The sequence below is a fragment of the Pseudomonas protegens genome (assembly GCF_003363755.1).
Classification (GTDB): domain Bacteria; phylum Pseudomonadota; class Gammaproteobacteria; order Pseudomonadales; family Pseudomonadaceae; genus Aquipseudomonas; species Aquipseudomonas danubii.
In genome coordinates this window covers 558,602-581,935 of the sequence record NZ_CP031396.1, presented here as the reverse complement: position 1 = coordinate 581,935, position 23,334 = coordinate 558,602, and the positions used below count along the sequence as shown (strand labels likewise).

General features: G+C 64.6%; 13 protein-coding genes. 1 reads left to right on the top strand and 12 read right to left on the bottom strand.

From position 1 onward, the window contains the following. Positions 1-228: 228 nt before the first annotated feature. The 12 genes from DWF74_RS02335 to DWF74_RS02265 form a co-directional block, all read right to left on the bottom strand. Complete coding sequence (locus tag DWF74_RS02335; protein ID WP_240322013.1) at positions 229-2,196, bottom strand: autotransporter domain-containing protein; 1,968 nt, start codon at positions 2,194-2,196, stop codon at positions 229-231. 499 nt (positions 2,197-2,695) lie between these two features. Further along, positions 2,696-3,337, bottom strand: a complete 642-nt coding sequence (locus DWF74_RS02330; RefSeq protein ID WP_115580214.1) for a DUF1345 domain-containing protein — start codon at positions 3,335-3,337, stop codon at positions 2,696-2,698. A 1,123-nt stretch (positions 3,338-4,460) separates the two neighbouring features. After that, the gene (locus DWF74_RS02315) at positions 4,461-5,072 is read right to left on the bottom strand and encodes a glutathione S-transferase (protein ID WP_205413496.1); all 612 of its coding nucleotides are present in this window, start codon (positions 5,070-5,072) and stop codon (positions 4,461-4,463) included. 11 nt (positions 5,073-5,083) lie between these two features. Beyond that, positions 5,084-8,725: an AAA family ATPase gene (locus tag DWF74_RS02310; RefSeq protein ID WP_115580211.1), complete on the bottom strand. Its 3,642-nt coding sequence runs from the start codon at positions 8,723-8,725 to the stop codon at positions 5,084-5,086. Then, positions 8,722-9,966 carry an exonuclease SbcCD subunit D C-terminal domain-containing protein gene (locus DWF74_RS02305; protein ID WP_115580210.1) on the bottom strand — a complete coding sequence of 415 codons (1,245 nt, stop codon included), beginning with the start codon at positions 9,964-9,966 and terminating at the stop codon, positions 8,722-8,724. Before DWF74_RS02305 ends, DWF74_RS02310 begins: the two co-directional genes overlap by 4 nt. 254 nt (positions 9,967-10,220) lie before the next feature. After that, positions 10,221-11,855: a BatD family protein gene (locus DWF74_RS02300; RefSeq protein ID WP_115580209.1), complete on the bottom strand. Its 1,635-nt coding sequence runs from the start codon at positions 11,853-11,855 to the stop codon at positions 10,221-10,223. After that, a complete protein-coding gene (locus DWF74_RS02295; RefSeq protein WP_115580208.1) occupies positions 11,852-13,594 on the bottom strand; it encodes a VWA domain-containing protein in 1,743 nt (580 codons plus the stop codon). Before DWF74_RS02295 ends, DWF74_RS02300 begins: the two co-directional genes overlap by 4 nt. Beyond that, entirely contained in the window at positions 13,591-14,667 is a 1,077-nt protein-coding gene (locus DWF74_RS02290; protein ID WP_115580207.1) for a vWA domain-containing protein, read from the bottom strand. Before DWF74_RS02290 ends, DWF74_RS02295 begins: the two co-directional genes overlap by 4 nt. After that, positions 14,660-15,154, bottom strand: coding sequence for a DUF4381 domain-containing protein (locus DWF74_RS02285; protein WP_115580206.1), 495 nt, complete (start codon positions 15,152-15,154; stop codon positions 14,660-14,662). The genes DWF74_RS02290 and DWF74_RS02285 overlap by 8 nt, the downstream gene beginning before the upstream one ends. Continuing rightward, positions 15,151-16,092 carry a DUF58 domain-containing protein gene (locus DWF74_RS02280; RefSeq protein ID WP_102863320.1) on the bottom strand — a complete coding sequence of 314 codons (942 nt, stop codon included), beginning with the start codon at positions 16,090-16,092 and terminating at the stop codon, positions 15,151-15,153. Before DWF74_RS02280 ends, DWF74_RS02285 begins: the two co-directional genes overlap by 4 nt. Before the next feature lie 5 nt (positions 16,093-16,097). Continuing rightward, complete coding sequence (locus tag DWF74_RS02275) at positions 16,098-17,057, bottom strand: AAA family ATPase (protein WP_003218556.1); 960 nt, start codon at positions 17,055-17,057, stop codon at positions 16,098-16,100. Positions 17,058-17,471: 414 nt separating this feature from the next. Further along, positions 17,472-17,828 (bottom strand): hypothetical protein, encoded by a 357-nt coding sequence (locus DWF74_RS02265; protein ID WP_102863321.1) that lies wholly within the window; start codon positions 17,826-17,828, stop codon positions 17,472-17,474. Positions 17,829-18,382: 554 nt separating this feature from the next. On the opposite strand from DWF74_RS02265, the gene DWF74_RS02260 reads away from it, so the two are divergent. Further along, the gene (locus tag DWF74_RS02260) at positions 18,383-23,242 is read left to right on the top strand and encodes an NAD-glutamate dehydrogenase (protein ID WP_102863322.1); all 4,860 of its coding nucleotides are present in this window, start codon (positions 18,383-18,385) and stop codon (positions 23,240-23,242) included. The last annotated feature ends 92 nt before the right edge of the window (positions 23,243-23,334 follow it).

Below are 23,334 nucleotides of genomic sequence, written 5' to 3'. Positions count from 1 at the left end.
TTGTTGCGCCGTACTGGCCACCTTACGTGGCCCCGATGGCCCGGGAAACGCTCTGTAGCGACCGGCTTTTGCACTGTGACGACTGCCCGGGCGCACTTCACGCCTACAGGCTCGTCCAGGTAGCGATCAGCAACAGCCCTGGCGGTGCGCCAGGGCTGGGGTCTGGAAGTACGGTGCAGCCTCGACCGGGCTGATGTGGAATACCGCGAGACAGGGCAGGAGCCGTTATCAGAACTGATAGGTAAAGGCGGTTCGAATACCGGTCGTGTCGTTGCCGCCCGGCTCCTGTGTCCAGAACACACCGGCATGCACGGCGCTGTTCTGGTTCAAGGCATAGCTTGCCCCGGTGCCCGCGGCAAAACGGGTGTCGTGCTGTTTATCGGCCTGGTAGGTATAGCGGCCCAGGTAGTCCATGCGCGCTTGAAAGGCATCCTGGTCTTTGTCCAGGTCCTGGATCAGGCCCAGGCTGGCATTGAGCTCCAGCTGTTTTGTCAGGCGTTTGGCCGTCCGTACGCCGGCGTTCAGGCTGGTCACCGAGCGCTGCATTTTTGCGTAGCTGGCCGCCATGACGGCGCCGCTGTGCTCGCTATAGCCCTGGCGGCTGACTTGAGTCTGGCTGAGGCCGATGTAAGGCGTCACGGTCAGGCTTTTGAGCCGCAGGCCATAGCCACCCTCGATGCTGAAGGCCCTGCCACGCAGGCTCGAGCGCCCTTGACCGGCTTCGGTATAAGCCAGTTGCTCACGGCGGATATCGACCTTGGACGACAGGTAGGCCGCAGCCAGACGCCCCTGCCAACCCAGGCCCTGGCCCGATTCGTCCACGGCAACGAACATTGCCACTGCGGGTGCGTTGGACCCTGCCTTGGTGTAGTTGTCCGGCAACTGTTGATCGAGGTTCTGGTCCAGGGTGATGCCTACGCGCAGATGGTCGCTAGGACGGGCGCCCAGGGTCAGACTCGTGGAGGTCTGGCGAGTCTCGCGGTTTCTGCTGTAGCTGGGACCAACACCTATACAGAACGAGCCGCTGTCGATCTGGCACTCCTGGCTCATCAACCGATCCAGTTGCGCACTGCGCAGGTCCAGGACTCCCCATGCCTGATTGGCGCTTTTGGCCATCGCGGTCCGGGTGTTGTCCAGATCAAGCAGGTGAGTGCCGGTTTCCGTGATCTTCCACAGTGCGGCGTGTAGGTCACCACTCGCCGTGAGGCTCAGGCCGACGGCAATATTGCCGTCGGCGGACACGGCAGTCGCTGCCGAATGTTGGCCGCCTAACGTGCCCAGATCGATCATGCCGTCGGCATCGGTGTGTCTGAAGGCGTGGTTATCGCCCTCTGCGGTAGTGGCAAAACCGACGATAACGCGGCCGTCGGCGGATGCCGCGCTAGCGCTGGAGTCGCCCCCCCAGGAGCCGAGCTCGACCATGCCGTTGGCGTCAGTGTGTTTAAACGCTTGAGTACCGCCGGTGATAGTTTCCGAACTGCCCACGACCACCTGGCCGTCGGCGGATATTCCCAGAGCCTGGGAAGATGTTCCGCCGAGGGTGCCCAGGTCGGTCATGCCGTTGGCATCGGTGTACTTGAACGCGTGTTGTACGTTCGAATCCGTATCGATGTCCGACTGCCCCACGACGACGCTACCGTCGCCGGACACCGCAGTTGCAAGGGAGTCGCCACTGTTGTCTGCCTTCAAGGTCCCCAGATCGATCATGCCGGTCGTCTCCGTGTGCTTGAAGGCACGAGCACTCCCCAGGAGATTCGAGGCGTATCCAACGACCACGGCGCCATCAGCGGATACGCCGTTGGCGCTGGATGATTCGCCGCCCAATGTGCCCAGATCGATCATGCCGGTCGCATCGGAGTACTTGAAGGCGTGAGTCGAGTCAGGGGTGTCCGATTTTCCCACGACCACACTGCCATCGGCGGATATCGCATGGGCATAGGCATGGTTTCCACCCAGGGTCCCCAGATCGACCATGCCAGTCGCATCGCTGTATTTGAATGCGCGATCTTGGCCTGTGGGTAATGTTTTGTTTACCGCGATTAGACGACCGTCGGCAGAGACGCCGAAGGCCATAGAGTACTCATTACTCAAAGAACCTAAATCAATGCTGTCGATTGCAGTGATCGCATGGGACTGTACTGAATAAACGACGCTGTATAGCAGGGTAATAGCTGTTATTACGGATGGGTATTTCAACGTTGTAACCTTTTGGCGAAGCAGAAAACACAACAGTCTGTGGAAGTTACAGGCTGCTTTGGGGGTGGCTGTTTGCTGTTGGGCCCATGGATTGGGTGCGCGGGCGCTCTATTGCAAGTGCTTTCGTCATTTGGACATGGCGAGGTCGGCAAACTTCAGGTTCGGGAAAAAAAGGGGGGTTAGTTGAAGGCGAGGGACTAACGTTAAGAAGTTAGTTGGCTAAATCCAGGGCTGTAAAAGGCGGCTATTTTATTTTTAGTAAGAGGGCGGGTCTTTAAGATGATTCTTAAATTGATCTTGAAGTGTTGGGGCGATTTGTTCGGAAGGTCGATCAGCACAACTGAATTTAGTTGCTTGGTGTTGGCGGTCGTTCGAATTAGATCAACTAGGGTTACCCAGCCTGACACTTGCTATATGGCACCCCGGACGAAGCCGTCGCGATTCTTACTGACGATCCCGCGAAGCTGCCAGGACTGGGCTCAAGCCGTCTTGTACCGGTTCAGCTGAACAGCCCGGCGGCAATATTGATGGAAAAACCGAGGATCGCAGTGTTGAACAGAAAACCGATCAAGGACTGGGCGAGGACGATCTTGCGCAGCTCGCGGGTGGCCACGCCGACGTCCGAAGTTTGCACCGCCACGCCGATGGTGAAGGAGAAGTAGAGGAAGTCCCAATAGTTCGGCGTGGTCAGTTCCTCGGCAAAGCGCAGGGCCGGTTCCTTGCCATTCCAGGTGTAGTAAAGGCGGGCGTAATGCACGCTGAAGATCACCCCCACCAGCAACCAGGAACCGATCACCGTGAGCCCGGTGAAGCCGTAATGCAGCAGACGCTGAGGGGTATCCAGGTCCTTGCTGCCCACCAGCTCCAGGGTAATGGTTACCAGACTGGCGATGGCGGCGACGCAGACGATCAACAGCACCAGCCCGGCGTTTTCGTCCTCGGTTTCGGCGATGCGTTTCACGTCCTCGGCCCGTGCCCGCACGGTCAGCCAGAACATCAGCGCCAGGTAGGTCCAGACCGCGGCGTTCCAGCCGATGAGGAGCTTGCTGGTCAGGGTTTGCGCGGGGGCGAGGATGCCGACGGCGCAGCCGATCAGCACGCCGAAGGTCAGGCGGGGGTGGGTTCGGATCACGAAAGACATGGGGGCTCGCAGCTTCAGGGCAGTGGGGGAACATTAGCATGTAGGGGGATTTGGATAGGGGGGGGATAGCGGTTGCTGCGGGTGTGGCGGCTGGCGGGTTCGGCTTTAGGGGACTGTGCCACTGGGTACATATCCGTTGCTGCGGTAACGGCTGCTTATGGTTTCGCCCTTACGGCGAGTCCCTTTTTTTCAAACGCCAAAAAAAGGAACCAAAAAACGCTTGCCCCTCCATGGGCCCCTCGCTGGGGCTCGGGGTTCCCTCTCTCCGGCATTGCTCCGGGGGCCCGCCGCCAACCGGCCATCCATGGCCGGGTGGCGGCTAGCTCGGCATCCATGCCGAGCTGCCCCCTACGCAACGCCTACGCTCGGCCGGCTGGGAAGGGGCCTGAAGATCAAGATCAAAAGCCAAAGCCAAAGCCAAAGCCAAAGCCAAGGTGCGCAGGCCGGCTCCTTGTAGCCGCTGCCGAAGGCTGCGAACGAGCGCTCGCGCTCGCAAAACCAGGCGACGCGGTGGTTCAGGAACATTGGGGAGGCAGGTTTAGCGTCTCCTGCGGAGCCGGTCGCAGCCTTCGGCAGCGGCTACATGTAACGCGAACGGTGATGAAACAGGCCGGCCGGCAGGCCGCCGTCAGATTTTGATCTTGCTTTTGATTTTGATTTTGATCTGAACGCCCCGTTAACCACGATGGCCGAGCGCAGGCATTGAGCCGTGGGTAACCCGGCAGGGATGCCGGGTTAGCCGCCACCCGGCCATGGATGGCCGGTGGCGGCGGCCCACGGATCAATGCCGGAGTGAGGGCATGCCGAGCCTAGGCGAGGCACCGAGTGGAGGGGCAAGAGCTTTTGGTTACTTTGGGCTCTTTCCAAAGTGACTCGCCGTAAGGGCGAAACCCTAAGTGGCCGCACCCGCAAGAACGGATATGTACCCAAACCCGCTGTAAGAGCGAAACCGCCAGCGGCCGCACCCGCAGAAACGGATATGTACCCAAACCCGCTGTAAGAGCGAAACCGCCAGCGGCCGCACCCGCAGGAATGGATATGTACCCAACCCCGCTGTAAAAGCGGAACCATAAGCCGCCGCACCCGCAGCCCCGGATATGTACCCAACCCCACAACAAAAAACTCACGCCAAAGTCTTGGCCATGACCCCCACAAACAACTCCGATTCAAGAAACCCCTGCAACCACTCCTGCAACGCACGATAAGGCGTCTGCGCAAACCACTCCCGGTCCACATGAGCAAACTGGCGAACAAACGGCAGCAGGGCCATGTCCGCCAAGCTCGGATGTGCCGCCAGCAGATAGCGTCGCTCCTGCAGCAGGCGCTCCAACTGCGCCAGAAACACCTCGCCCTGGGCCCGGTAATGCTCCATGGGCGCTTCGGGATAACGCTCGGCGTACTTGTAGCGATTGAGGTGCACCTTGAACACCTGATCATTCTCGGCAATCAAGGCCGCCATCTGTGTCTGGGCCTCGGGGGCGCCGATGAGCCGCCAGTTGTCCGGATCATGCTGCTCCAGCGCCCAGTGCATGATCTCCAGGCTCTCATCGATCACCCGCCCATGCAGATCCAGCACCGGCACCGTGCCCTTGGGCGACAGCGCGAGCATCTCGGGTGGCTTGGCCTTGAGGCTGACCTCGACGATCCGCACCGGCACCTGGGCATAGCGCAGCGCCAGGCGCGCACGCATGGCATAGGGGCAGCGGCGGAACGAGTAGAGGGTCGCCTCGGGCATCGGCCGCGTGCTCATTTCACCTCCAGGGTGCTCAGGCCGTTGCCCTGGCGGCTGACCTGGATCTGCACCGGAATCCGTTCGTGCATTTCCTGGACGTGGGAAATCACCGCCACTTTGCGTCCCTGGGCCTGCAGGCCGTCGAGGGCGTCCATGGCCAGTTGCAGGGACTCGGGGTCGAGGCTGCCAAAACCTTCGTCGATAAACAGCGATTCGATCTTCAGGGTGCTGGAGGCCATGGACGCCAGACCCAGGGCCAGGGCCAGGGACACCAGGAAGGTTTCGCCGCCGGACAGCGAGTGCACCGAGCGCAGTTCGTCGCCCATCTCGGTGTCCAGCACCAGCAGGCCGAGCATGCTGCCGCCGCGCTTGAGGCGGTAGCGCCGCACCAGCTGGCGCAACTGGGCGTTGGCGTGGTGCACCAGCAGGTCGAGGTTGTAGGCCTGGGCGATCTTGCGGAAGGTGTCGCCGGTGGCCGAGCCGATCAGGGCATTCAGGCGGGCCCAGCGCTGCCATTGGTGGTAGGCCTCGTTGATGCGCTGGCTCAGGGCCTGGTTGGCTTCCTGGCGGCGCTGGTCCTCGCTTTGCCGGGCGCGCAGTTCCGCTACGTGTTGCTCGCTGGCGAGGGCTTGTTGCTGCAGCTCTTCAAGGGCCTGGGCCAGTTGCCCGGCCTCCAGGTTGCCGTTGTGCTGGGCCTGGTGCTGTTGCAGGCGTTGCTGACGCTCCTGGAGCAGGACCTTGGCTTGTTCGATGGCCTTGTCGTTGGCCTGCAGGCGCTGGCGCAGTTGCTGGATCTGGTCCTCATCCAGTTCCAGCAATTGTTGCAGCCCGGCGTCATCCAGTTCCGGGTGCTGGGCGCGCCATTGCTCGATGCTGCCGGCCAGTTGCTGCTGTTCGCTGTCCAGGGCTTGCAGGCGCTCTTGCCGGGCCTTGAGTTCGGCGCTCAGTTGGATCAGTTGCTGCTGCAGCTCGTGCTGCTCGTGCTGGGCCTTGGCCTGGGCGCTGCGGGCCTGTTCCACGGCTTGATCGAGCTGCTGCTGCCAGAGCTCGGCGCTAGGGTGCGACCCCAGCAGGGCGGCCAGCCGGTCCTGGCAGGCCTGCTGCTGTTGGCTCAGGGCGTCGAGCTGCTGCTGAGCGTCGCTCAGTTGCTGCTGGCGGGTCAGTTGGCGGTCCTGTTCCTTGTCCAGCAGCAGTTGGCGCTGCTGTTGTTCTTCGGTTTCGTCCTGGCGCTCGCGCAGCTGTTCGATGCGCTGCAGGACCTGCTGGTCCAGTTGCATGAAGGTGCTGGCCGGATCACGGCGCAGGCCTTCGAGCACCTCGGCCGGCAGCAGGTTGTTGAAGCTGGCCAGTTCTTCCTCCAGACGCTGCTGGTCGGCGGCCAATTGCTCCTGCTGCTTGTGCAGGTGCTGGGCCGCCTGCTGGCTGGCGTCTTGTGCTTGCTGCAACTGCTGCTGGAGCCGCGTGGCGTCCTTTTGCAGGGTCAGCAAGGCATCCAGGCGGCTCTCATCCTGGGTGATGCTCTGTTGCAACTGTTCCAGTTGCTGGCGTAGCCAGGCATCGCGTCGCGCCGGGTCCTGGTCCAGCAGGCTGGCACTCTGCGGGTGGGCTTGCAGGCTGGGGGCCAGTGCCTGTTGCTGGCTGGCCAGTTGTTCCTGTTGCTGGAGGAATTCTTTCTGCTGGGCGATCAGGCCCTGGACCTGGGCCCGCAGTTCGTTGAGCTGTTCCTTGAGCCTGTCCACCGCCTGACGGGCGTTGGCTTCTTCGCTCTCGTCATGGCGCCCCAGGCTGTGCAGCAGGGCTTCGGGCTGGTGATAGGGGTGCTCGACGCTGCCGCACACCGGGCAGGGCTGATCGTCCTGCAACTGCTCGCGCAGTTCCTCGACACTGGCACTGCGGGCCAGGCGCTGGCGCTCCAGCAGGGCCTGGGTGACGCTCAGGGTCTGCTCGGCGACGCTCAGTTCGGCCTTGGCTTGCAGGCCGGCCTGGTTCAGTGCTTCACGCTGGGCGGCCACGGCTTGCTGCTTGTCTTGCAGGGCCCGGCCGCGCTGGTCCAGTTCCTGTTGCTGGGCCCAGAGCCGTGCCAGCTCTTCGGTGGCCCGTTGTTGCTTGCGGTTGTCCTTGAGCAGGCCGTCCAGCAATTGGATCTGCTCGGCTACGGCCTGGGGTTCGGCACCGGCTTCGCTGTAGAGCAATTCAAGGTGGGTACGTTGTTCGGCCAGTTGCTGAGCCGCGGTGCCGGCCCGCTGTTCCAGGGCTGGCAGTTCGCTCTGGCCCTGATTCAGACGGTTGCCGATCAGCATCAGTTGCTGCAGGCGTTCGCGGTAGAGCGTCCAGGCTTCGCTCAAGGGGGCGAGGGCGGCGCTGTGCGCCAACTGCCCGGCGATCCGCTCCAGGCGCTCACCCACCAGACGCTGCTTCTCCAGCAGTTGGGCAATGCTTTGCTGGCCTTGGGCACTGACGCTTTGCGCGCGGTCACGGGTTTCGCCGGCGTCGCTCAGGCTCTGGCCAAGACGGCTCAGGTTGCCCTGTTCGGCAAAGGCTTCGCGCAGCAGCGGGACGCTGTCGCTGTGCTGGCTCTGGGCCTGGGTCAGGGCGCTATCGGCGTCGAGCACGTGCTGTTGCAGCTGTTGGTGACGTTGTTGCAGCTCAACCTGTTGCGCGGCCTGCTGCTCGATCTGTTGGCGCAGGGGCTCCAGGGCTTGGCGCAGCTCGATCTGGCGCAGGAATTGGTGACGCTGCGGCGCCAGTTGCTCCAGCCGTTGCAGGCGCAGGCGCTGCGGAGTCAGGGTCTGAGCCTCCTGCTCGGCCTGTTGCAACTGCTCGGCGGCGTCCTGCTGCGCCTCCTGCCATTGGCGCAATTCCTTGAGCCAGCTGTGCTGGGCTTCCAGCTGCTTGAGCTGGGCCTGCTGGGTCTTGAGCTGTTGCTGGGCGTCGTTGAACTGCTGGTCCAGTTCGGCCCGGGCCTCGGGGTCCAGGGGGACGATGCCGCTGGCCTGGGCCTGGAGCGCCTTGTGGGCCTCGTCGGCTTCCTTGCTCTTGCTGTAGGCCCGGCGCCCCAGCTGGCTGTAGATCGCGGTGTTGGTGAGCTTTTCCAGCAGCTCGCTGCGTTCCTTGTCGTCGGCCTTGAGAAAGGCGCTGAACTCGCTCTGGGCCAGCATCACGGCGCGGGTGAATTGCTCGAAGTTGAGGCCCAGCTTGGATTCGATCAGCTGTTCGTAGTCGCGCTTGCTACTGGCCAGCAATTGATTGCTGTCCAGGTCGGTGAGGCTCTGCCGGCTGGCTTGCAGCTTGCCGTTGGCCTTGTCGCGGGCGCGGTTGGCTTCCCAGCGGGCGCGGTAGCGGCGCCGGTCGATGCCGACAAAGTCCACTTCGGCGAACCCGCTGCCGGTGCCACGGCGCAGTAGGGTGCGTGGGTCGCCGGTGGAGATATCGCTGTCGACCTCGGGAACCTTGTTTTCCTTGGCGATCTTGTTCAGCCGCGGCACCGCGCCGAACAACGCCAGGCACAGGGCGTCCAGCAGGGTGCTTTTGCCGGCACCGGTGGGCCCGGTAATGGCGAACAGGCCGGCGCTGGCCAGGGGCTCGGCGGTGAAATCGATCTCGAACGGACCGGCCAGGGAGGCCAGGTTCTTCAGGCGGATGGCCAGGATCTTCATGGCTGTTCACCTTCTTGCTGAACGTCCTGCAACAGCAGGGCGAAATCCTTGAGGGTGGCGTCGTCCACTTCATTGGCGTAGGCGTCGCGCCAGGCCCGGCGGAACAGTTCTTCGGGGCTCAGTTGATCCAGTTCTATCAGCTCGGCGCCGCTGTCTTCAGCGTCGCGGCCGCCGTTACCGGCGTATTCGGCGGCAATCCGTACCAGACGCACGGCCTTGCCTTGCAGGGCGCTTTCCACTTGCTGGCGCAGGTCCGGTTGCGGTTCGTCCAGGCGCACCCGCACTTCCAGCCAGGGCTGGCGCTGTTCTTCGGCCAACAGGTCGATGTCCGGCAGCTCGCCGAGCTGGGTCAGGATCTCCCCCAGGGGCGCCGGGCCCAGGCGTTGCAGGTTGACCGCCCGGGGAATCAGCCGCGGTTCGACGCTGACCAGGGTCTGGCCGTCCAGGCGCACATCGAGGATCTGGTGCGGGTAGTCGATTTCGGAAAACGATAGGGGAATCGGCGAGCCGCTGTAGCGGATGCGCTCCTCGCCATTGACCTTCTGCGGCTTGTGCAGGTGCCCCAGGGCCACGTAGCTGACGTCCGCGCCGAACAGGCTGGCGGGCAGCGCCTCGGCATTGCCGATGATCAGGCTGCGCTCGGAATCTTCGGACACCGAGCCACCGGCCATGTGCGCATGGCTCACGGCGATCAGGGCCTGGCCCGGCTGGCGCTTGGCATTGGCCGCGGCGATCAGCCATTCATGGACCTGGGCGATGCCCTTGAGGTAGTCGTCTCCCAGCTGCGGGCCGGTGACTTCCGCCGGACGCAGGAAGGGCAGGGCCAGGCACCAGCCGACAATTGCGCCGCTGGCGTCGGGCAGGGGCAGCAGCAGGCGCTCGGCGTCCAGCTGGCCGTCATCCAGCCACAGCACCCGGCCCAGGGCGTGGGTGCGCAGGCGGCGCATCAAGGGGGCGGGCAGTTCGATACGCGAACCGGAATCGTGGTTGCCGGCGATCATCACGATGGTCAGGGCCGGCTGCTGTTCGTGGGCGCTGACGATGAAGTCGTAGAGGCGTTCCTGGGCTTTGACCGGCGGGTTGACGGTATCGAAGATATCGCCGGCGATCAGCAGCACGTCCGGTTGCTCGTGCTTGAGCTGGCGCAACAGCCACTCCAGAAAGCAGGCATGTTCGAAGTCGCGCTCCTGGCCGTGGAGGTTCTGGCCCAGGTGCCAGTCGGAGGTGTGAAACAGACGCAAGGCAAACTCCGCATGAAAAAGGCTGGCCGCACAGAAGATGACCGCGGCGAAAGGGTCGAGAGTTTACTGGCAAACGCGTGTTTATGCCCGACGCTGCGGCAAATGCAGGCGCGATTGGCCCAGCGGCTTGGCTCCAGGGAGGTGGCTGTAGGAGCGGGCTTGCCAGCGAAAGGGCCCGCCCAGGCGCTGCATGACTTACCGGCCTCGTCGCCGGCAAGCCGGCTCCTACGCCGCAGGGGGCTGCACGGCTGCTGTTATTTGGGGTACAGCGGTGGCAGGCTGGTGGTGTCCGCCACTGGGGTTTGCACTCGCTCGTTGATGGGGATGGCGCGGATCGCTCGCCAGAGTTCCTCACCTTGCCAATATTGGCCGGTCTCGCTGTAGAGGGCGCCGTTGAGGCCATCCAGGGCATCGGACAGGGGGATGAAACGCGCGGCCATGTCGGCCAGGGTTTCCGGTTGCTGGCGTGCCCAGGCGTCCAGGGCTTGTCGGGTGGCCTGGGGGTCGTTGGCCTGGCAGGCGCGCTTGAGGTCGTCCAGCAGCGAGCGTGGGCTGGGGCCGGTCTGGGCCGCCCGCAGCACCGCCGGTTGCGATCGCGCACGCCACCACAGGCCAAAGCCCAGCAGGGTGGTGCAGGCCAGCAGCAGGGTGCTCAGTTGCCACAGCCACAGGTTGCCGCCGTCGACGCTGATCGGCGCGTTGCCCGCCGGGGTGTCCACCACCAGGCTGGGGTTGTTCGCCACTTGCAGGGTTCGCGCCGGCAGGCTGGTCTGTTCCAGGCGATCTTCCAGGGTGTTCCACCAAGTGATCTCCAGGGCCGGCAGTTCGAGGTCGCCGGTGCGGGTCGGCACCAGGGCCTGGCGCTCTTCGCGAATCCCCAGCAGGCCGTGCTCGATGTGCTGGTTGCTCAGTTGCGGCTGGTCCGGGTAGCTGCGCAGGCCATTGATCTCGGCCTGGGGCAGTGGGGGCAGTTGGGCGCTGGACAAGCCCTCGGCACTCAGGGTCAGGCTGCGAGTCAGGGAATCGCCGACCTGCGGGTGATCGGGTTCCGGGCTCCAGCTTTCACTCAGGCTCAGGCTGCGCGCCGGCAGCCAGGGGATATCGGCGGGGTAGGCGGCAGGCTTGGCCAGCACTTGCAGGCTCAGTTCGGCGGAGCTGACGTGGATCAGCTTGCCGGGCTTGGGGGCCTGGGACGCCGGCTCCTGACCGGTGCTCGGGTTGGCCGGGGTGGCGGTGAAGGTCAGTGCCGGGATCAGCAGTTCGCCGCTGCGCTGGGGATAGACGGCGTAGCGCATCTCGATCACGCCATGGCGCACGCCATTGATGAGTTTTTCGTAGGTGCGCGGCTCTCCCAGTTGCTCGATCCGGGCATCGCTCAGTTGCAACGGGCTCAGGCTGCTGTCGTCGAACAGCGGCACGGAATGGTAGATGTGCAGGGTCAGCAGGGCCTGGGCCTGGACATAGACCTTGGGCTGATCGAGTTCGGCGTGGATGAACACCGGTTCCAGGCGGCTGTCCTGATCCTGCACCGGGCTGGCGTTGACTTGCAGGGTCAGGGCCTGGCTCTGCAGGTTGCCCAGTTGCAGCGGGACGATTTCCAGGGTGCCGGTGTGGCGCGGCAGCAAGGTGACGATCCAGCGGGTGCTGGCGTGGCTGTCGCCAAGGCTGTTGAGCTGGTTGACCTGGCGCGTACCGCGCACTTCGAACTGGCTGTCCAGGGACGTCAGGTCGGGCTTGCCGAACTGGGTGACGTCGGTGGACTCCAGGGTCAGCTCGACAGTCTCGCCGGAGTTCACCTGGTTGCGGTCCAGGCTGGCGAGCAGCCCGGCAGCCTGGGACGCCGAGGTCCAGAGCGCGAGGGCGAGCAGAAGGGCGGTGCAGCGGGTCATCGAAGTTTTCCCTGATCCTGATGTTGTTGCTGTTCGTACCAGAATTTACGCCTCAGCAGTTCTCCCGGGTCGTCCGGGATCTTGCGCAGCCATTGCTCCAGTGCCTGCTGGTGTTCGGCGTCCAGGCTGTCCTGGGCCGGACGCAGGGGCGTGGTGGTGTGCTGGTCGTCCAGCTCACTGCCGGGCACCTCACTGTAGCCGTTGCGCTGCGGGTCGGGCGCTGTGGCCTGGCCCTCGTTGGCCGCAGGCTGCCCGGGGTTGTCCGGGGGTTCGCTGGCGGTGGCCGGCTGGGTGGCCGTCGCGCTGGGTCCGGGGGTGTTGCTGTCGTCGCTGTCGGGGTTTTCCGGCTGCTGCGGCGGTGTTGGCGGGGTGGCTTGCTGCTGTTGCAACAGGCTTTCCACCAGGGCCTTGTTGTGTAGCGCCGGCTGCAGCTCGGGCTGTTGTTCCAGGGCCTGTTCGTAGGCGTCGATGGCGGCTTCCAGCTCACCACTGCGCGCCAGGGCATTGCCGCGATTGTAGTGGGCGCGGGCGTCGTTGCCTTCGGCAAAGCGCTCGGCGGCGGCATTGTAGTTGCCGGCCTCGTACAAGGCCACGCCTTGCCATTGCGGGTCCTGGAAGTGTCGTGCAGCCTCGGCCGGGCGCTGCTGTTGCAGCAGGCGCTGGCCTTGCTGGTCGGGGCGCAGCCACAGGTCGTTGAAGTCGAAGGCGTAGCTGGGTTGCGGCGCGGCCAGTAGCAGCAGCGGCAGGCAGAACAGCCAGCCCCGGCGTCCGGCGCAGGCCGCCAGCAGCAACAGCGGCAGCAACAGCCAATAGCCCTGGTCGGCCCAGGTGTCCAGACGCAGGGTCTGGCCGTCGCTGCGCACGCCTTGCGGCCCACCCGTCAGACCCAGGCCCTTGAGGTCGCTGTCGTCCAGGCGCGCCTGACGGTAGCGGCCGCCCACTTCGCCAATGAACTGCTTGAGGTCCGGGCTGTCCAGGCGTGATACCAGGATCGCCCCCAGGTCGTCCTTGAGGTAGCTGCCGTCTTCCAGGGCCACCGGGGCACCGTTGCGGCTGCCGAGGCCGAGCATCAGCAATTGCGGTGTTCCGCCGTCAAGCGCCTGGCGGATGCCCTGGCGTTCCTGTTCGCTGAGGGAGGAGGCCATCAGCAACACCCGGCCCTGGCCCAGGGCGCCCTGGTCCAGCAGCTTGAGGGCCTTGAGCAGGGCCAGGTCGGCGCGCTGCCCGGCCTGGGGCATGATCGATGGCTTGAGGGCGTCCAGCAGGTTGCGGCTGGTGGCCAGATCATCGGACAGCGGCACCAGGGTGTGGGCGCTGCCGGCGTAGACGACGATCGCGGTCTGGGCGTCGCTGCGCAATTGCAGCAGGTCCAGCAGTTTGTGCCGGGCCTGTTCCAGGCGGTTGGGCGGCACGTCGCTGGCGAGCATTTGCGGGGTCAGCTCCAGCAGCACCACCAGCGGGTCGGCGGGTTTCTGGCTGGTCTGTTCCACCCGCTGCCAGCTCGGGCCCAGCAGGGCCAGCACCGCCAGCAGCCAGGCCAGGCCCAGGGCCACCCAGGGCAGTTTGCTTTCGCGGCCGTTGCCGCCGCTGAGCAGGGCGGCGTGAAAGGCCGGTGGCAGGATCATCTGCCAGCGTCCGGCGCGCTTCTGCCGGTGCCAGAGCTTCCACAGCAGCAGCGCCAGCAGTGGCAGCACCAGCAACCATCCGGGTCGGAACCAGTGGGGCCAGAGACTGATCATCGACGCCTCCGCAAGCGCAGGCGCTTGAGCCGCTGGCGCCAGTCATGGGCCGGCAGCAGGAAGTTCGACTCGCTGAAGAAGCGCTGCAGCGGGTTGTGCGGCCAGCGCTCGCGCAGCACCAGCAGCACGCTGAGCAGCAGCGCCGTGGCCAGGGGCCAGTGGTACAGGGCCTGGGCCGGGCGGGCCTGGGTCGGCTGCTGGGCCACCGGCTCCAGTTGGTCGAGGGTGTCCTTGATGGCTTGCAGCTCCTGACCGTCACGGGCACGGAAGTAGCGCCCGCCGGTGACTTCGGCCAGTTCCTTGAGGGCCGGCTCGTCCAGGTCCAGGCTCGGGTTGAGCCCCAGCAGGCCGAGGGTCGCGCCCTGGTCCGGGTCGGCACCGATGCCGATGGGATAGATTTTCACCCCTTCCTCGGCGGCCAGGCGTGCAGCGGTAATGGGCGGGATTTCGCCGCCGTTATTGGCGCCGTCGGTGACCAGGATCAGCACCCGGCTCTGCGCCGGGCGCTGGCGCAGACGTTTGAGGGCCAGGCCGATAGCGTCGCCAATGGCGGTGTTCTTGCCGGCGATGCCGATCTTCGCTTCATCCAGCCAGATCCGCACCGTGCGCCGGTCGAAGGTCAGGGGCGCCTGCAGATAGGCCTTGCTGCCGAACAGGATCAGGCCGACCCGATCGCCCTCGCGGTGTTCGAGAAAGTCCCCCAGCAGGTGCTTGACCAGGCTCAGGCGGCTGACGTCTTCGTCCTGCCATTGCATGTCGGGAAAGTCCATGGAACCGGAGACGTCCACCGCCACCAGCAGATCGCGGCCGCTGGCGGCCACCGGCAGCGGTTCCCCCAGCCATTGCGGGCGTGCCGCGGCCAACAGCAGCAGGACCCAGAGCAGGATGAAGCGGGCCTGCTGGCGCCAGGCCGGCAGGTGGGCCCGGGCCCGGCGCTTGGACAGGCCTTCCAGGTCACTGAGGAAACTCACTTTCAGCGCCGGCTCGCCGCTGTCGGCCACCGGCAGCACCAGGCGCAGCAGCCAGGGCAGCGGCAGCAGGGCGAAGATCCACGGCCAGGCGAACTCAAACATGCTTGCGAATCCAGGTGTCCACCGCCTGGGTCAGGCCGGCGATGGCTTTGTCGTCGAGCTTGCACTCGGGTTTGTAGGCGCCTTCCACCAGCACCATCCAGCGGGTCAGACCGGCGGCCGGACAGCGGTTGTCGAGAAACGCCAGCCACTTGCGGCCATTGAGGGTGTGGCTCTGGCTGTAGGGATAGTGGTTGCGGCACAGACGCTTGAGCAGGGCGTTGAGGGCCTGCAGCCAGGCGCCGGCCGGGGCGCCGTCATAGGGCTTGGGCAGCAGCGCCAGTTCCGCCAGGGCGGCCAGGCGCACCGGGTCCAGGGGCTGTTCGCTGCGCGCGCGCGCAGCTTTGCGTGGCCACAGATGACGCCAACGCCAGGCCGCGAAGCCGAGCACCGACAGTAGCAACGCCAGCAGCCACCAGCCTGGCGCTGGCGGCCACAGGCCGATTGCGGGCGGCGGCAGCAGCGGTTGCAGTTGTTCCAGGCTGCTCATCGGCCGGCTCCCGGGCGCTGCGGATTGAGGTACTCGCGCAACTGCTCGACCATTTCGCTCTGGGTGCTCAGGGGCATCAGCAGCACCCGCAGTTTTTGCGCCAGGCGTTCCCAGCGGGCGATGCGCGCTTCACTCTGGGCCCGGTAGGCCTGGCGCAGTTCGTAGTTCAGGGTGTCCAGCTCCAACTGCGCGCCGCGCTCGGCAAAGCGCAACAGCCCGGCGGCGGGCAGGGCATGGTCCAGGGGGTCGGACAGCGGCATCAGCAGCAGGTCGCAGTGCCGCGACAGCAGGCTCAGCTGTTGCTCGGCGGCGTCGCTCAAGGCGCGCTCGTCGCAGATCACGATCACCAGGCTGCCGGGGCGCAGCACTTCACGGCCGCGCAGCAGCGCGGTGCCCAGGGCATCACGCTGGGGCTGGGCTTCGCTGTGCAGCGACTGGTTGACCCGCACCAGGCGGTTGAGCAATTGCAACAGGCTTTGCTTGCTGCGTCGCGGTTTGATTTCGTAGTGCTCGTCGTCGCCGTAGACCAGGCCGCCGACCCGGTCGTTATGACCCAGGGCGGCCCAGCCGATCAGGCTCGCGGCCTGGGCGGCGAGCACCGACTTGAACATCAGCCCGGAGCCGAAGAACAGCTGGCGGCTTTGCTCGACCATGATGAAGATCGGCCGCTCGCGCTCCTCGTGGAACAGCTTGGTGTGAGGTTCCTGGGTACGGGCGGTGACCCGCCAGTCGATGGTGCGCACGTCGTCGCCGGCCTGATAGACCCGCACCTGATCGAAGTCCACACCGCGTCCACGCAGCTTGGAGTGATGCAAGCCGATCAGCGGGCTGCGCTGGCTGGGGGTGGAGAACAGCTGCACCTCGCGCACGCGGTGGCGCATCTCGATCAGCTCGCCGAGGGTGATGCGAATGCCGGGTTCGGCGATGGCTTGAGTCATGGAGATCAGGCGACGGCAACGACGTCGAGGATGCGCTGTACCACACGGTCCTGGTCGATGCCTGCCGCTTCAGCCTCGAAGGACAGAATGATGCGGTGGCGCAGCACGTCGAACAGCACCGCCTGGATGTCTTCCGGGCTGACGAAATCGCGCCCGGCGAGCCAGGCGTGGGCCCGGGCGCAGCGGTCCAGGGCAATGGAGCCGCGGGGGCTGGCACCGTAGGCGATCCACTCGGCCATTTCCGGGTCGAACTTGGCCGGGGTGCGTGTGGCCATCACCAGTTGCACCAGGTATTCCTCCACCGCGTCGGCCATGTACAGGCCGAGGATTTCCTTGCGCGCGGCGAAGATCGCCTGCTGGCTGACCCGACGCTCGGGCTTGGTTTCGCCATTCAAGGCTTCGCCGCGGGCCTGCTGGAGAATGCGGCGTTCCACGGCGGCGTCCGGGAAGCCGATCTTGACATGCATCAGGAAACGATCGAGCTGGGCTTCGGGCAGGGGATAGGTGCCTTCCTGCTCGATGGGGTTCTGGGTCGCCATCACCAGGAACAGGGGCGACAGTTCATAGGTGCTGCGCCCGACGCTGACCTGACGCTCGGCCATGGCCTCCAGCAGCGCCGACTGGACCTTGGCCGGGGCACGGTTGATTTCGTCGGCCAGCACCAGGTTGTGGAAGATCGGGCCTTGCTGGAACACGAAGCTGCCGGTTTCCGGGCGATAGATCTCGGTGCCGGTGATGTCGGCGGGCAGCAGGTCGGGGGTGAACTGAATCCGATGGAATTGCGCTTCAATGCCTTCGGCCAACTCTTTGATGGCCTTGGTCTTGGCCAGTCCTGGAGCGCCTTCGACCAGCATGTGGCCGTCGGCGAGCAGGGCGATGAGCAAGCGCTCGATGAGTTTTTCCTGGCCGAGAATCTGCGTTGAAAGAAAGGTTCGCAGCGCCAATAGCGCTTCACGATGTTCCATCGGTGACTGTTCCTGGAGAGGGTGCGCCCCGGGCGTTGAACTAACGTCGGGGCTGGGGGCGATACTTTAATCCATAGCGGGGGTCGACGACTAACGGGGAAAACCTGATTTAGCCAATTAGTCGAAAAAAAAACACCGCCACCCACCGATTCCTGCGGGCGGTTCCTGTAGCCGCTGCCGCAGGCTGCGAACGGTTTGGGCGGCATACCGACGCAGGAGACGCGGGGATCTGGAGGGCCGCCGAGGTTTGGCGGGAGGCCGTCAGGCAAGGTCCTGCGGACCTTTTCGCAGCCTCGCCACAGGCTCGGCAGCGGCTACAGGCGTTGCCAGGGCTGTTGTAGCCGCTGCCGCAGGCTGCGAACGGCTCCGTAGGAGACGCGGGGATCTGGAGGGCGCCGCAGGTTCGACGGCGGGTCAGGGCAGTTGGCTGATGTAGGTGCCGGTGCCCTTGAGGATGTTCTGCAGGGTCAGTTCCACTTCGGCCAGGTCCGAGGCGGCGGTGCTGTGGCGGATTTCCAGGTGGTCGGAACCGTTCAGGGCGTCGGCGTCGGCCGCGGCGATTTCGATCAGCAGGGTGGTCGGGCTCAGGGTGACCTTGACGCCATCGAGGGTCGAGGGCTCGCCGTCGAGGGTGATTTCCAGCTCGTCCTCGTCCGGGTAGCGGCTCATCAGGAACATCTCGCCCTGGCTGCTGTGGCAGCAGAGCATGGCCATGTTGTCTTCTTCGTCGTCGCAAGGGTTGGCGATCAGGTGGGCAGTGGTCATGAGCATGGGGGCATTCCTGGGGCGGGGCCGGCAGCGGCCGGACAGGGCAAAAAGAAACAATTCTGCCAGCCCGAGGGAATTTCTGCTGGCTTGTCTGTCAGAGAACAGGTCGTGAACAGTCATCACCTGCAGCGTCACTTCTGGTACGCAAGTACCGTGAAACCGGGGAAAAACCCTGGTTTTTCTCCGTCGCCTGCTAGTGTTGTTCAGGGCACCGTCCGCCAGTTGCGTGCCGTTGACCGAATATGTCGCAGCATCGCAAGCAGCTGTCGCGTTCCACTCGTTAAGCTGCGCAGCGGACAATTTGTTCTCAAGTGCAATTGGGGGGGCGTCCGAAGGGTGATGGTCACCTGTAAAGGCATTGCGCGCTCTGCAAGCGCCAGTCGTTTTTGCAGATGCCCATCCCGGGAAGGTGAATGTGACCTGCGCGTCTCGTCCAGCTTCACCCACCTGGCATCCTGCAACCTCTGCCCGAGACCAGGAGCAGGATGCACCACCGCCCCGCAAGGGGTTTGCACGCGACGCTACCATCAATAACAAGCCCAAGCGGAGTACCACAGATGGCGTTCTTCACCGCAGCCAGCAAGGCCGACTTTCAGCACCAACTGCAAGCGGCACTGGCCCAGCACATCAGTGAACAGGCACTGCCACAAGTGGCGCTGTTCGCTGAACAATTCTTCGGCATCATTTCCCTGGACGAACTCACCCAGCGTCGCATGTCCGACCTGGCGGGCTGCACCCTTTCTGCCTGGCGCCTGCTTGAGCGCTTCGATCACGCGCAACCGCAAGTGCGCGTCTACAACCCCGATTACGAACGTCACGGCTGGCAGTCGACCCACACCGCGGTGGAAGTCCTGCACCACGACCTGCCGTTTTTGGTGGACTCGGTCCGTACCGAACTCAACCGTCGCGGCTACAGCATCCACACCCTGCAGACCACCGTGCTCAGCGTGCGCCGTGGCAGCAAGGGCGAGCTGCAAGAAATCCTGCCCAAGGGCACCCAAGGCGAAGGCGTGCAGCAAGAGTCGCTGATGTACCTGGAGATCGACCGCTGCGCCAATGCCGCCGAACTCAGCGTGCTGGGCAAGGAACTGGAGCAGGTGCTGGGTGAAGTGCGGGTCGCCGTGGCCGACTTCGAGCCGATGAAGGCCAAGGTCCAGGAACTGATCGAAAGCATCGACAACAGTCAGTTCGCCATCGCTGCCGATGAAAAGACCGAGATCAAGAGCTTCCTGGAATGGCTGGTGGGCAACCACTTCACCTTCCTCGGCTATGAAGAATTCGTGGTCGGCACCGATCAGGACGGCGGGCATATCGACTATGACCCCAGCTCCTTCCTCGGCCTGGCCAAGCTGCTGCGCGCCGGCCTGACCAGCGATGACCTGCGCATCGAAGACTACGCCGTCAACTACCTGCGCGAACCGACGCCGCTGTCGTTCGCCAAGGCCGCGCACCCCAGCCGCGTGCACCGTCCGGCCTACCCGGACTTCGTCTCGATCCGTCAGATCGATGCCGACGGCAAGGTGATCAAGGAATGCCGCTTCATGGGCCTCTACACCTCCTCGGTGTACGGCGAAAGCGTGCGAGTGATTCCCTACATCCGCCGCAAGGTGGAAGTCATCGAGCAGCGCTCGGGCTTCCAGGCCAAGGCGCACCTGGGCAAGGAACTGGCCCAGGTCCTGGAAGTGCTGCCACGGGACGATCTGTTCCAGACCCCGGTGGACGAGCTGTTCAGCACCGTGATGTCCATCGTGCAGATCCAGGAGCGCAACAAGATCCGCGTGTTCCTGCGCAAGGACCCGTACGGTCGCTTCTGCTACTGCCTGGCCTATGTGCCGCGCGACATCTATTCCACCGAAGTGCGGCAGAAGATCCAGCAAGTGCTGATGGATCGCCTGCAAGCCACTGACTGCGAGTTCTGGACCTTCTTCTCCGAGTCGGTGCTGGCCCGCGTGCAGCTGATCCTGCGGGTGGACCCGAAACAACGCATCGACATCGACCCGCTGCTGCTGGAAAAAGAAGTGGTGCAGGCCTGCCGCAGCTGGCAGGACGACTACGCCAGCCTGGTGGTGGAAAGCTTCGGCGAAGCCCACGGCACCAACGTGCTGGCGGACTTCCCCAAAGGCTTCCCGGCCGGCTACCGCGAGCGTTTCGCCGCGCACTCGGCGGTGGTGGACATGCAGCACCTGCTGAGCCTCACCGAAGCCAACCCGCTGGTGATGAGCTTCTACCAGCCCCTGGGCCAGGTCTCCGGCCAGCGCGAGCTGCATTGCAAGCTGTACCACGCCGACACCCCGCTGGCGCTGTCCGACGTGCTGCCGATCCTGGAAAACCTCGGCCTGCGCGTGCTGGGTGAGTTCCCGTACCGCCTGCGCCACAACAATGGCCGCGAGTACTGGATCCACGACTTCGCCTTCACCGCCGCCGAAGGCCTGGACCTGGACATCCAGCAGCTCAACGACACGCTGCAGGACGCCTTCGTCCACATCGTCCGTGGCGATGCCGAGAACGACGCCTTCAACCGCCTGGTGCTGACTGCCGGCCTGCCATGGCGCGACGTGGCGCTGCTGCGTGCCTACGCCCGCTACCTGAAGCAGATCCGCCTGGGCTTCGACCTGGGCTACATCGCCAGCACCCTGAACAACCACACCGACATCGCCCGCGAGTTGACCCGGTTGTTCAAGACCCGTTTCTACCTGGCGCGCAAGCTCACCAGTGAAGACCTGGAAGACAAGCAGCAGCGTCTGGAACAAGCGATCCTCACCGCCCTGGACGACGTTCAGGTGCTCAACGAAGACCGCATCCTGCGACGCTACCTGGACCTGATCAAGGCCACCCTGCGGACCAACTTCTACCAGACCGACGCCAACGGCCAGAACAAGTCCTACTTCAGCTTCAAGTTCAACCCGCACCTGATCCCCGAGCTGCCCAAGCCGGTGCCCAAGTTCGAAATCTTCGTCTACTCGCCACGGGTTGAAGGCGTGCACCTGCGCTTTGGCAACGTGGCGCGCGGCGGCCTGCGCTGGTCCGACCGTGAAGAAGACTTCCGTACCGAAGTCCTGGGCCTGGTCAAAGCCCAGCAAGTGAAGAACTCGGTGATCGTGCCGGTGGGCGCCAAGGGCGGCTTCCTGCCCCGTCGCCTGCCATTGGGCGGCAGCCGGGACGAGATTGCGGCCGAGGGCATCGCCTGCTACCGCATCTTCATTTCCGGCTTGCTGGACATCACCGACAACCTGAAAGACGGCGCCCTGGTACCACCGGCCAACGTGGTGCGGCATGACGACGATGACCCGTACCTGGTGGTGGCGGCGGACAAGGGCACTGCGACCTTCTCCGACATCGCCAACGGCATTGCCATCGACTACGGCTTCTGGCTCGGCGACGCCTTCGCCTCCGGCGGTTCCGCCGGTTACGACCACAAGAAGATGGGCATCACCGCCAAGGGCGCGTGGGTCGGCGTGCAGCGCCACTTCCGTGAGCGCGGGATCAATGTCCAGGAAGACAGCATCACCGTGGTCGGCATCGGCGACATGGCCGGCGACGTGTTCGGCAACGGCCTGTTGATGTCCGACAAGCTGCAACTGGTGGCGGCGTTCAACCACCTGCACATCTTCATCGACCCGAACCCGGACCCGGCCACCAGCTTCGTCGAGCGCAAGCGCATGTTCGAGCTGCCGCGTTCGGCCTGGACCGACTACGACACCAGCATCATGTCCGAAGGCGGCGGCATCTTCTCGCGCAGCGCGAAGAGCATCGCCATCTCGCCGCAGATGAAAGAGCGCTTCGACATCCAGGCCGACAAGCTGACCCCGACCGAGCTGCTCAACGCCTTGCTCAAGGCGCCGGTGGACCTGTTGTGGAACGGCGGGATCGGCACCTACGTCAAGGCCAGCAGCGAAAGCCACGCTGACGTCGGCGACAAGGCCAACGACGCCCTGCGCGTCAACGGCAACGAGCTGCGCTGCAAAGTGGTGGGCGAGGGCGGCAACCTGGGCATGACCCAGCTGGGTCGTGTGGAATTCGGCCTCAATGGCGGCGGTTCCAACACCGACTTCATCGACAACGCCGGTGGCGTGGACTGCTCCGACCACGAAGTGAACATCAAGATCCTGCTCAACGAAGTGGTGCAGGCCGGTGACATGACTGACAAGCAGCGCAACCAGCTGCTGGCCAGCATGACCGACGAAGTCGGCGGCCTGGTGTTGGGCAACAACTACAAGCAGACCCAGGCCCTGTCCCTGGCCGCGCGCCGTGCCTACGAGCGTGCTGCCGAGTACAAGCGCCTGATGAGCGACCTGGAAGGCCGCGGCAAGCTGGATCGCGCCATCGAGTACCTGCCGACCGAGGAGCAGCTCACCGAGCGCGCCGCGACCGGTAAGGGCCTGACCCGTCCAGAGCTGTCGGTGCTGATTTCCTACAGCAAGATCGACCTCAAGGAAGCCTTGCTCAAGTCCCTGGTGCCGGATGACGACTACCTGACCCGTGACATGGAGACCGCGTTCCCGCCGAGCCTGGTGGCCAAGTTCTCCGAAGCCATGCGTCGCCATCGTCTGAAGCGCGAGATCGTCAGCACCCAGATCGCCAACGACCTGGTCAACCACATGGGCATCACCTTCGTGCAGCGCCTGAAGGAGTCCACCGGCATGAGCCCGGCGAACGTTGCCGGTGCCTATGTGATCGTGCGGGACATCTTCCACCTGCCGCACTGGTTCCGTCAGATCGAAGCCCTGGATCACCAGGTCTCGGCCCAGGTGCAACTGGAGCTGATGGACGAGCTGATGCGTCTGGGCCGTCGGGCGACCCGCTGGTTCCTGCGCAGCCGTCGCAACGAGCAGGATGCCGCGCGCGATGTCGCCCACTTCGGTCCGCACCTGGCGGCCCTGGGCCTCAAGCTCGACGAACTGCTGGAAGGCCCGACCCGCGAAGGCTGGCAGAACCGTTACCAGGCCTATGTCGAAGCCGGCGTACCGGAGTTGCTGGCGCGCATGGTTGCAGGCACCACTCACCTGTACACCCTGCTGCCGATCATCGAAGCCGCCGACGTGACTGGTCAGAGCGCGGCCGATGTGGCCAAGGCCTACTTCGCCGTGGGCAGCGCCCTGGACTTGCCGTGGTACCTGCAGCAGATCAGCGATCTGCCGGTGGGCAACAACTGGCAGGCCCAGGCCCGTGAAGCCTTCCGCGACGATGTGGACTGGCAGCAACGGGCGATCACCATCAAGGTGCTGCAGATGGCCGATGCGCCGGACGACATGGAAGCCCGCGTGGCCCTGTGGCTGGAGCAGAACGCCAGCATGGCTGATCGCTGGCGCGCCATGATGGTGGAAATCCGTGCCGCCAGCGGCACCGACTACGCCATGTATGCCGTGGCCAACCGGGAACTGCTGGACCTGGCCATGAGCGGTCAGTCGGTGCTGTAACGGCCTGACCCCGCCCTGAACAAAAAAAGCCCCGTATCGCAAGATACGGGGCTTTTTTATTGCCTGGCGTCGGTGCCGGCAGGCGGTTGTCG